The following is a 9,968-nucleotide window of genomic DNA, read 5'->3' as shown; positions in this document are numbered from 1 at the left end:
CGGTTTACCCATCTCTGCCCCCCATATCTGCCATATCGGCAGGGAATCACAGAAAGAACGCCTTGAGAATCCCGAATCCAATCAAGGGCGATACGCTCTAGGCGCACCTCTTCATCGCTTACACCGAGGTCGCACAAGGAACGCTGGCCGGGGTGGATGCGGCTTATCAACCTCCGCCAAGGAACTGCACGGCGACCGCTGTCGCGTAGATCCCCAGCAGAAGCATGCTCTCCGCGCCGATCTTTCCGGGCCCCTGCCTTTGCCGCATGATCAGGCCGCCGATCAGGACGCCCGTCATCACGAGCGCGGTCGCGATCCAGTAGAAATCGGCATCGCCCACCGCATGATAAAGCGACCCGTCGCGGTAGGAGATGTCGGAGGCAACCAGGAACAGCGTGTCGAAGGTGTTGCCGCCGATGATGCCGCCCACCGCAAGTTGCAAGGCGCCGCGCCGCACGGCTGCGACGGTCGTCACCAGCTCGGGCATCGACGTCACGACCGCGGTGGCGAGCGCCCCTACAAGCGAATCCGAGATCTCCATCCTGTCCGCCAGTTGCGACGCGGTCTTGGCGATCACGTAGCCCGCAGTGCCCATCAGCAGCATCAGTGCGCCGAAAGTCAGGAACAGGCGCAGCGTGCTCTGGGCGCGGTTTTCCTCGTCCTCGTCGTCGGGCGCATCCTCTTTGGTGTCCTTGGTGTCGACGGGTTCCCACATCGGGTATTCCTTCACGGCGCGTTGCGCGAACAGCCCGCCGGCATAGACCAGCGGGATCACGAACGAGATCGGGTGCACCGCCCAGATCGTGAACTCCGGGGACGACATCGCCAGGAACGGCAGCGTCAGCAGGACCATCAGGACGATACCCTGGAAGACGTTGCCCAGATCGGCCGCTGCGTGTTCGAGGTTGATCTTGCGGTAGAACATGTCGGCGATGGCCAGGAACAGCGTCTGCGCCGCGATCCCGCCCACACTGTTCGAGAACGCGAGCGACGCGCGCCCATCCAGCGAGGCGGTCACCGATACGATGATGCCGCCAAGCGACGTCGCTGCGCCCAGAAGAACGCCGCCGATGATCGCTTCGCCCAAGCCAGTCCGATCGGCCAGCCGGTCGGCCAACCCGGTCATGTTCATGCCCGAGAAGAAGATGACGGCACTCGCCGCGAAAAAGGCCCCGACAAGGACCGCCGTCGGTAGATCGCCCCACATGTATTGCTCCGTCCGCGTGCTGGCGGAGCGCGGGCAGCCAGCCGCGTTGCGGCGCGAGCCGCTTCTACCTCCGCATCGTAGGATGAACGCGGGCGGAGGCGGAAGGTTCAGTGTCTACTGCTTGTTACATGTCGGATCAGCCTAAGACATCGCATACGAGGCGGGGCTGGTCGCGGCGCCATGCCAGAAACTACTCACCACAGTGCAACCAGTCGGGGGCAGCTTCCGCGGTGTCCAAGAGAGTGCGATGCTGTAGGATGCTTCCGAAGTGTGCCGCCGCGACGGGATGCGGTAACGGGCTGCAGCCAAAAACAAAGTGAGCACCCGAGGGGCGCTCACGGCGGAGATGGTTCTTGAAGCGATCGCATTGTTCAGAAGATCAACGCCAGCAACCCGATGACCACCAGCAAGCCGATCACGAAGATGATCCCTATGGCGCCGCCGAGAAACTTGAACATCTTACTTCTTCCCTTTCAATGCATCCTTGGCTTTTCCAAGACCCTTCTGGGCCTTACCCTCGGCCTGGTCCGCCTTGCCGCTCTGCTCGGTATCCTTGTCACCGGTAGCCTTCCCCACGGTCTCCTTGGCGGAGCCCTTGATGTCCTTGGCGTGACCTTCGTTACGATCGTCGCTCACGGCATTTTCCTTTCGTGGCAGGTTCCGTCACCAACGTGGCGGGGCGCGGTCTGTTCCGCTTGCACTCGATATGGGGCATCGCCGCCAAGAACGGCATGATGCGGAGCGAAAGCATCAGACGTTGTGCTGTGGCTACCTGCCTTGAGGCTTCCAATGCACTCTGCCGGGGTGGCCAAGGCAACGTCCGCCTCGAAAGCGATACTGGCCTCTCGGTGATCAATCTCCACGGCATGGCGGAAGCCGATGTCGTTTTGTTCTTGCGAAACGCCCACTTGGTGGATCAATCGCCGACGCACCTGACCGATCTGATTGAGGGAGGGGCATTTCTCGCTCCTCAACACGGCCGGACCGCCGTCCTAAGCCTCCTGATCGTTGGCAGCATGAACCCGAACACGAATCCCGCGGTGTCGCCACTCAATGCTTGTCGAAGGCCCGCAACCTCCCGACCGCCAACATCGCCTCGTGGGGCGATCTGCTCGACGTGCTGGCGAGGACGAACGTGGTCATCGCCGTGGACGGCCAGGACATGGCGCCTCGCCCGTGACGCCCGATGGCCGCACATTCGGGTTTTGGAGCGACGCATGAGCCAAGCTGCATGCGCAGGTGGTCAGGCGAAAGCAGAATGGCGAAAGGCGGGCCAGACCTGAGCCGAGGCTCGGGCAAATGGTCTGAACCCATCGCGTCTCAGGCCTCGTCCTCTTCCCGGGGAAGGGTCACCTGAAAATTCCCGTCGAGCGTGACGTCGTTCTCGTCGCTCTCCGAGCCCGGCACCTGAAGCAGCGCGTTGACTCCGCCGGCGATCACCATGTCGTCGGACAGTTGCGTCACGGCCGTTATCTCGAGGCTGATGTCGTCACCCATGGCAACCAGGGGCTCGTCGAAATCGGGATGGGTGAGCGCAATGTAGATGTCGGTCGGCACGACGGAGGATTCCGGCCCGGCCAGATCGAACGAAATCACGAGTCGACTGGCGTCGCCAACGCCGTCGAGGATACCGTCCATCCGGACGGACAGCGTCGCCTCTTCCCTGGACCAATGGCTGCCTCCACCCTCGGTGTTCTCCATCACCCGCCATTCCGCTGGCCTCAGATCGAGCGTGCCCGTTATCGAGCCGAGGACACTATCCGGTTCTTCGGGCAAGGCCGTTTCCTGCGCGGCCAGCGGAGCGGCAATTAGGAACGCAGCAAGCGCGGCGGCCGTGCGGATCATCAGGCGCATGAGTCTTCTCCTCTAGCCTTGCAAGGTCGTGCAGCCAACGCTCTGCCACTGGGGCGTGTTCCGGCGTCAGCCGAGCGAGCCGTGCCGCGCATCGCGTCTGCCATCGCAGATGATGCGCGCGTTTCCATTGTGCCGGAAACGAGCCCGTTCAACCGAGCTGTCTGCCGCTTCATGGCTTAGTTTCATCTGTTTCCGGCGCGTGGACGAAACCTCCTGACAGCCAGTCGTTGCGACTTTCGTTCAATGGCAGTGCATTGCGTAGAACTCGTGCGGAAAGCACCCGTCAGGCGCTCGCCCTTTCCCGCAGCACGAGGCTGACAAAAGCCAGCCCTGCGATCAAGTAGACTGGGGTGCCGATCCCCAGCATCAGCATTCCGCCGATACGCTGCCCAGCGAGATCCGGCGATGTGCCGTAGAGGTCGCGTGGCGCGAGGATGAGCAGCGCGCCGAGCAGCGTCATGTGCATCGAGGTGACCAGCAGCCCCGCTGCGCCGGCAAGCGGCCGGTCGGACCGCAGGCAGCCGGTCCAGACCAGTAGTCCGACAACCAGGAAAGACGTCTGCTCTGCCACGAAGCCGATGGAGGTCAGCCGCCCGAATTCATGCGCGGCAGGCAGGTGCCATGACCAGACCACCACGAGTTCCGCCATGGTGCCGAAAAGCGGCGACACCCGCAGTGCGGCGGTCGCCGAGGGCAGGCCGACGACCACGAGCGGCGCGGCAAGCGCAACGAGCGTCATGTGTCGCAGCATGTGCGCGGCGAAGACCGGGACCATCCTTTCGAGCGGGAACAGCCAGATCAGCGCGAGAAGGCCAAGCCCCGGGAGCGGGAGAAGGAAACGAAAGTTCATCTGCAGTTCTCGCGCGGCATCGACGGAAGCGGAAGACGGCGCCCCGGACTCCGCTCTTTCCAAGAGGTGAGGCAACGGTGCACCTGAATAGAAGAACGAAGTGCCCGCAGGGCCTTTGCCCCCTCAACAGCCCGCGGCGCCCGCGAAGCCGCACGCGGCGGGCAGCCGTTCGCCAAGTCACGGAGGCGCAGAACCCTTTGTTGATCCTCACGCTCGCTGCGATAGGGTCCAATGGAGTGGAAGGTCACGCTTGCGTGCGGGCGCGGCCGTGAGGAGGCAAAGGCCGCAATGAACGCATCAACAATTCCATGATCCTCCCCCCGAAGGTTCTGCTTCCTCGCCTGCGCGTCGTCGCTGCCTTGCTCGTATCGGCTATGGCCGCAGCATGCAGCGGCGAATATTCGACGCTCGATCCGGCCGGGCTGGAGGCGGACCGCGTCGCCATCTTGTTCTGGGTGATGCTGGCAGGTGCGGTTGCGATCTGGATTTTCGTTATCGTCCTATGTCGCAGCGTGGTGGTCCGCGTGCCTGGCGAGAACGCGGAGCGGCAGGCGCGGCGCCTGATCTTGTGGGGCGGCGCGGTGTTCCCCGGGGTCGTGGTGACAGTCTTGGTGGTCTTCGGGGTCGGCATGATGCCGGATCTGCGGCGCCCGGCAGATGGCCCGACCATCGCTGTCTCGGGTGAGCGCTTCTGGTGGCGCATTGCCTACGACGTCGAGGGCGGCCCGGGGGTGGTCAGGAACCTGCCCGCCGGGGGCGTGTCGAGCGCCAACGAAATATGGCTCCCGGTCGGGCGAAGAACAGAGATCCTGCTGAGCAGCCCGGACGTGATCCATTCCTTCTGGATCCCTGCAATAGCCGGCAAGATGGACGCGATTCCCGGTCGCGTAACGCGGCTGGTGGTGGAGCCGACCCGCACCGGAGTCTTCGCCGGCGCCTGCGCCGAGTATTGTGGCGATACCCATGCGCAGATGCGGCTGCGGGCGGTGGTTGTACCGGAGGAAGAGTACGCGGCCCACGTCGCTGCACAGGCGGAGCCCGCCGCGGTGACGGAAGGAAAGGGCCCGGAGCTTTTCCTCCGGAGCGGCTGCGGCGCCTGCCACACCGTACGGGGAACGCCGGCGGACGGGCGGGTGGGGCCGGATCTGACCCATGTGGGCGGCAGGTCGACACTGGCCGCGGCGATCCTGCCCATGAGCGTGGAAACGCTCGCAGACTTCATCCGGTCGCCTGCGCACCTGAAGCCCGGGGTCGAGATGCCCGCCTTCGGAATGCTGCCCGAGGAGGAGATCGAGATCATCGCAGAATGGCTGGGGAGCTTGGAATGACGCACCCGGAGGAAGGCGCGACGGGACCGGATCAGAACGACCCGGAGGTTCGCCGCGGCCAGGAGGAACGTCTGCGCAAGGTCTGGGCCGCTCCGGCCGGCTGGCGTTACCTGTCGTCGGTGAACAATACCGAAGTCGGTCTCTGGTATGTCGGCACGGCGATGATCTTCATGCTCTTTGCCGGGGTCCTTGCGCTGGGGATGCGCATCCAGCTCGCCGTGCCCGAGAACGACTTCCTCTCCGCCGACCTCTACAGCCAGTTCTTCACCATGCACGGCACGGTGATGATGTTCCTCTTCGCGATCCCGATCTTCGAGTCGCTGTCGCTGATCCTGTTGCCGCAGCTCCTTGGATCCCGGGAGCTGCCTTTCCCGCGCGTGACGGCCTTCGCCTTCTGGTGCTTCTTCGTGGGCGGAGTCTTCGTCTGCGGCTCCATCTTCTTCGGCGCGGGGCCGAAGGGCGGCTGGTTCATGTACCCGCCGCTGACAACGCAGGAACGTTTCACCCCGGGCTACGGACCCGACATCTGGCTGCTTGGCCTGTCCTTCATCGAGATCGCGGCGCTTGTCGCGGCGGTGGAACTGATCGTCGGCACGCTCAAGTGCCGGGCGCCGGGGATGCGGCTGAACCTGATGCCGCTCTACGCCTGGTACGTGCTGGTGGTGGCGGGAATGATCCTCTTCGCCTTTCCTCCGCTGATCGCCGGCGACATCCTGTTCGAGCTGGAGCGCCTGTTCGACTGGCCGTTCTTCGATCCCAGCCGCGGCGGCGACCCGATCCTGTGGCAGCACCTGTTCTGGATCTTCGGCCATCCAGAAGTCTACGTGATCTTCCTGCCCGCCATCGCGCTCCTGGCCATGATCGTGCCGACCTTCGCGCGCCGGCCGATCGTGGGCTATTCCTGGGTGGTGCTGGCGGCCGTGGGAACGGGATTCATCTCGTTCGGCCTATGGGTTCACCATATGTACACCACCGGTCTGCCGGCGATCTCGTTGGGTTTCTTCAACGCCGCATCCGAGGTGGTGGCCATTCCCACGGGGGTGCAGATCTTCGTTTTCCTCGCGACGTGCCTCGCGGGGCGGGTGATCTATTCCGTGCCGATGCTGTTCGCAGCGGGGGCGCTGGCGATCTTCGTGATCGGCGGTCTGACGGGCGTGATGGTCGCCATGGTACCGTTCGACTGGCAGGCGCATGACAGCTACTTCGTCGTGGCGCACCTGCACTACGTGCTGATCGGCGGCATGCTGTTCCCGGTGGTCGCCGGCATCCATTACTATTGGCCGATGATCTTCGGCAAGAAACTGTCAGCGCGCGCGGGCTGGTATGCCTTCTGGCCGATGTTCATTGGCTTCAACATCGCGTTTTTCCCGATGCATTTCTCGGGCCTGATGGGGATGCCGCGGAGGGTCTGGACCTATCCCGAAGAGATGGGCGTGGCGCTGCCAAACCTTATCTCCACCATCGGCGCCTTCATCTTCGCCGCCGGTTTCCTGATCTTCGTCCTCGACGCGGTGCGGCCCCGGAAGGATCAGCCCTACGAGAAGCGCAACCCCTGGGACGCTGGGACGCTGGAATGGCTGGCCGAGATGCCGGGCGAGGCATGGGGCGTGCGTTCTGTGCCCATCATCGAGACCCGCTATCCGCTGTGGCAGCAGCCGAACTTCATCGAGGACGTCTCGGCCGGCCGCTTCTACTTGCCGGATGCCGAGGAGGGCCGTCGCGAGACGATCATTACCTCGGTCCTTGCAGCAAAGCCGGAATGCGTCGTGCGCGTGCCCGGGCCAAGCCATGTGCCGCTGGTGGCGGCGGTGCTGTCGGGCCTCGTCTTCATCTTCGCGACGTTCCACTGGTGGCTTCTGACCGGGGCCACGGCGGTGGCTGCGGGGGCGGTGATCATCTTCTGGCTCTGGCGCGGCACGGCGGAGATCCCCGAGAAGCCTGAGAAGGACGTGGGACTCGGGCTCACGCTGCCGCTCTACCGTTCGGGTCCCGCCTCGGTCGGGTGGTGGGCGATGTTCATCACCATGTTCGGTGATCTGACGGCCTTTCTGAGCTTCCTTTTCGGCTACTACTATTTCTTCACGCTGCATGCCGACTTCCCGCCGCCCGGGACCGAGGGTCCCGGACTCTTCTGGCCCTCCGTCGCGGCAGGGGTCTTCGTCGTGACCTGGGCGGTTGCGGAACTGTCGAAGCGGTCGAACCGAAGCGGCAGGGTCGCGGCCGCCCGTCTGCTGATGGGCTTGGCCGCCGCGGGTGCGCTGGCGGCGGCGGGCACGCTGCTTTGGGGGCCTTACGCGACACGCCTCGACCCCGTGGCGCATGTCTACCCGGCGACGGTCTGGGTGATCGTGATCTGGGTGGCCCTACACGCAGCGATCGGTTGCGTGATGCTGCTCTACTGCCTGGCGCGGTCACTGGCGGGCCGGATGACGCCCGATCACGACAAGGACCTCTCGAACGTCACGCTCTACTGGCATTTCATCGGCCTCCAGGCGCTGCTTGCGGTGGCGACGGTCTCGCTCTTCCCCTTGGCGGTCTGAGGAGGGCGCGATGCATTTCTTCGGACGCACACCCGACACGATTTGGACGCTGATCGCGGCGCCGGCGATCTGGGCGGGCCACTTTCTGGCAAGCTACGTGGCGGCCGCCTATGTCTGCGCGCCGAACGCCGACATCTTCCGGGGCATCGGCGGCGTGCGGGTCTTCATCGGCGGCGCGACCGTCATCTCGCTGGTGCTGATCGCGCTGTTCTTCTACCGCGCCTGGCGGGACTGGCGGCGGCGCACGACAGGCGGCGACCGCGGCACGCGCCAGGATCAGGAGGGTTTTCTGGAGTTCGCGACGATGCTGCTGGCGTCGCTGTCCTTCCTGGGCGTCCTGCTCGACGCGACGCCCGCGCTCTTGATCGCGGATTGCCGTTAGGGAAGGCGGATGCGGATAAACTTCGTCCTGACTTGGAAGAAAATGCTGGCGGCACTCCTTGGCGCCACGGTGCTGGTGTTCCTGGTGGGCTGGAGCGGCCTCGTCTCCATCTCGGCCGCGTCGGGCCATTTCGCGCCGGTGCGCTGGTTCCTCGGCTGGACCATGGAGAATGCCGTGAGGCGGCAGTCGATGCTGGAGGACCGGCCGGCCGGACTCGACCTCTCGGACCCGGCTCTCGTGCTCCGCGCGGCCGGCCACTATGCCACCGGTTGCGCTCCGTGCCACGCGGCGCCCGGCATCGCGCAGTCGCCGGTCGCGCAGGCGATGACACCCGCGCCTCCGCGGCTGGAGGACCGGATTGGAGACTGGGACGACCGCGCCCTGTTCTGGATCGTGCGTCACGGGATCAAGTACAGCGGGATGCCTGCCTGGCCGGCGCAGCACCGCGACGACGAAGTCTGGTCGTAGGTGGCGTTCCTGCGCGCGCTTCCGGACATGAGCGCCGCGACCTACGCGGAGATGGCGCTCGGGGGCCTACGGCAGCCTCAGCTTCCGGGCGACGCCATCTTTTCGGACGCGCTGGCGGATTGTGCGCGCTGCCACGGAACCGACGGCCTCGGCCGTGGCGCGGGCCGGGCGCAACGGGCTTTTCCCGTCATCGCGGGGCAGCCCGAGACATACCTCTACGAAACCTTGCTCGCCTTCCACGAGGGCCGGCGCGAAAGTGGCTTTATGGAACCGCCCGCCCGGCGCTATGGGGCGGAGACGCTTCGCCGACTCGCCGGCCATTACGCACAACAACCAGCGCCGGACGTCGCGGCGGTCCCGCCCGGCCCGGACGGGCCGCCCCCTCCACGGGTTGGCCAGGACGAGGCGGGCGTGCTGGACGGGCTCGAAACCGCGGCGGGCTTAGAGGTTCCGCCGGCGGCGCCGGGCGGTCCGCCCACCTCGCGCGGGGCTCTGCTGGACCTTGGCCGGCGCATCGCCACCGACGGGCTTCACTCCCGCAAGGTTCCGTCCTGCCAAAGCTGCCACGCGCGGGGCGAACGGCGCAAACCGGACTACCCCTACCTACCGGGCCAGCCGGGATGGTATGTGGAGGAGCATCTTCTGCTGTGGCGCGAGGGAGTGCGCGGCGGCACCGGCTGGTCGCACGTCATGACGGAGGTCGCACAGAACCTCACCCGGCAGCAGATCAAGGCGGTCTCGCTCTGGTACGATCACCTGCGGGAGCAATAGGACAAGTAGCGGTGACGCCGTGGCAAAGAAAAGCCTCGGCTGCGGTTCCGTGGATTTGCGACGTGATGGAAGTCGTTCCGGTCGGGCGCACATACCGGCTCGCGCGGACTTGACGCCGGTCTATCGCCACGCGCTGGGCCTGTCGTCCCGATGGCGTTGTTGCACAAGTCAGACGGCGAAGGATTCACTTTGCGAATCCATGGTGTTAGACGCGGTGCATGAGGAAGCCTCCTCCCGCCCGCTATCGCACCACGAACTGGTCCAGCTACAACGCATCACTGCGGAAGCGGGGATCGCTGTTGATCTGGGTCGAGAAGGACATGACGTGGCGCGCGCCGCATGACGGTCGGCCGGGACGCCCGCCAGTGTTTTCCGATGCGGCCATACAACTCTGCCTGTCTATCAAGATCCTGTTCAAGCTGCCGCTTCGCCAGACCGCCGGGATGGTGGCGAGCCTGCTGAAACTGGCGGGGCTGGATTGGCCCGTTCCGGACTTCTCCACCCTGTGTGCCGGAGGCAGAAGACCTTGGCCGTTCAGGTCCCCTATCGCCGCGCCGACGGGCCGCTG

General features: G+C 65.3%; 10 protein-coding genes and 1 pseudogene. 6 read left to right on the top strand and 5 right to left on the bottom strand.

Going from position 1 to position 9,968, the window contains the following annotated elements:
* Positions 1 to 166: 166 nt before the first annotated feature.
* The 5 genes from BLW27_RS19815 to BLW27_RS19800 all read right to left on the bottom strand — a co-directional run bounded on the left by BLW27_RS19815 (position 167) and on the right by BLW27_RS19800 (position 3,911).
* Positions 167 to 1,207: a sodium:calcium antiporter gene (locus BLW27_RS19815; RefSeq protein WP_089886375.1), complete on the bottom strand. Its 1,041-nt coding sequence runs from the start codon at positions 1,205 to 1,207 to the stop codon at positions 167 to 169.
* Between the two features lie 371 nt (positions 1,208 to 1,578).
* Complete coding sequence (locus BLW27_RS22200) at positions 1,579 to 1,665, bottom strand: small membrane protein YohP (protein ID WP_483862384.1); 87 nt, start codon at positions 1,663 to 1,665, stop codon at positions 1,579 to 1,581.
* 1 nt (position 1,666) lies between these two features.
* The gene (locus tag BLW27_RS19810; protein ID WP_089886374.1) at positions 1,667 to 1,843 is read right to left on the bottom strand and encodes a CsbD family protein; all 177 of its coding nucleotides are present in this window, start codon (positions 1,841 to 1,843) and stop codon (positions 1,667 to 1,669) included.
* 684 nt (positions 1,844 to 2,527) lie between these two features.
* A complete protein-coding gene (locus BLW27_RS19805) occupies positions 2,528 to 3,061 on the bottom strand; it encodes a hypothetical protein (RefSeq protein ID WP_089886372.1) in 534 nt (177 codons plus the stop codon).
* Between the two features lie 283 nt (positions 3,062 to 3,344).
* A complete protein-coding gene (locus tag BLW27_RS19800; RefSeq protein WP_089886370.1) occupies positions 3,345 to 3,911 on the bottom strand; it encodes a cytochrome c oxidase assembly protein in 567 nt (188 codons plus the stop codon).
* A gap of 308 nt (positions 3,912 to 4,219) precedes the next feature.
* Between BLW27_RS19800 and BLW27_RS19795 the strand changes: the two genes are divergently transcribed.
* The 6 genes and pseudogenes from BLW27_RS19795 to BLW27_RS19775 form a co-directional block, all read left to right on the top strand.
* Positions 4,220 to 5,239, top strand: coding sequence for a cytochrome c oxidase subunit II (locus tag BLW27_RS19795; RefSeq protein WP_089886367.1), 1,020 nt, complete (start codon positions 4,220 to 4,222; stop codon positions 5,237 to 5,239).
* A complete protein-coding gene (locus tag BLW27_RS19790; protein WP_089886365.1) occupies positions 5,236 to 7,779 on the top strand; it encodes a cbb3-type cytochrome c oxidase subunit I in 2,544 nt (847 codons plus the stop codon). The genes BLW27_RS19795 and BLW27_RS19790 overlap by 4 nt, the downstream gene beginning before the upstream one ends.
* Before the next feature lie 10 nt (positions 7,780 to 7,789).
* On the top strand, positions 7,790 to 8,161 hold the full coding sequence (locus tag BLW27_RS19785) for a hypothetical protein (RefSeq protein WP_089886363.1): 372 nt from the start codon (positions 7,790 to 7,792) through the stop codon (positions 8,159 to 8,161).
* A 42-nt stretch (positions 8,162 to 8,203) separates the two neighbouring features.
* Positions 8,204 to 8,629, top strand: a complete 426-nt coding sequence (locus tag BLW27_RS21540) for a c-type cytochrome (RefSeq protein ID WP_218141184.1) — start codon at positions 8,204 to 8,206, stop codon at positions 8,627 to 8,629.
* Entirely contained in the window at positions 8,630 to 9,400 is a 771-nt protein-coding gene (locus BLW27_RS21535) for a c-type cytochrome (protein WP_218141183.1), read from the top strand. It begins immediately after the preceding gene.
* Between the two features lie 218 nt (positions 9,401 to 9,618).
* A pseudogene (locus tag BLW27_RS19775) lies at positions 9,619 to 9,968 on the top strand (transposase); the annotation flags it as partial.

This window comes from Citreimonas salinaria (assembly GCF_900107235.1).
Taxonomy (GTDB): domain Bacteria; phylum Pseudomonadota; class Alphaproteobacteria; order Rhodobacterales; family Rhodobacteraceae; genus Citreimonas; species Citreimonas salinaria.
The sequence above is the reverse complement of the archived record's forward strand: the minus strand, read 5'-3'. Positions and strand labels throughout refer to the sequence as shown.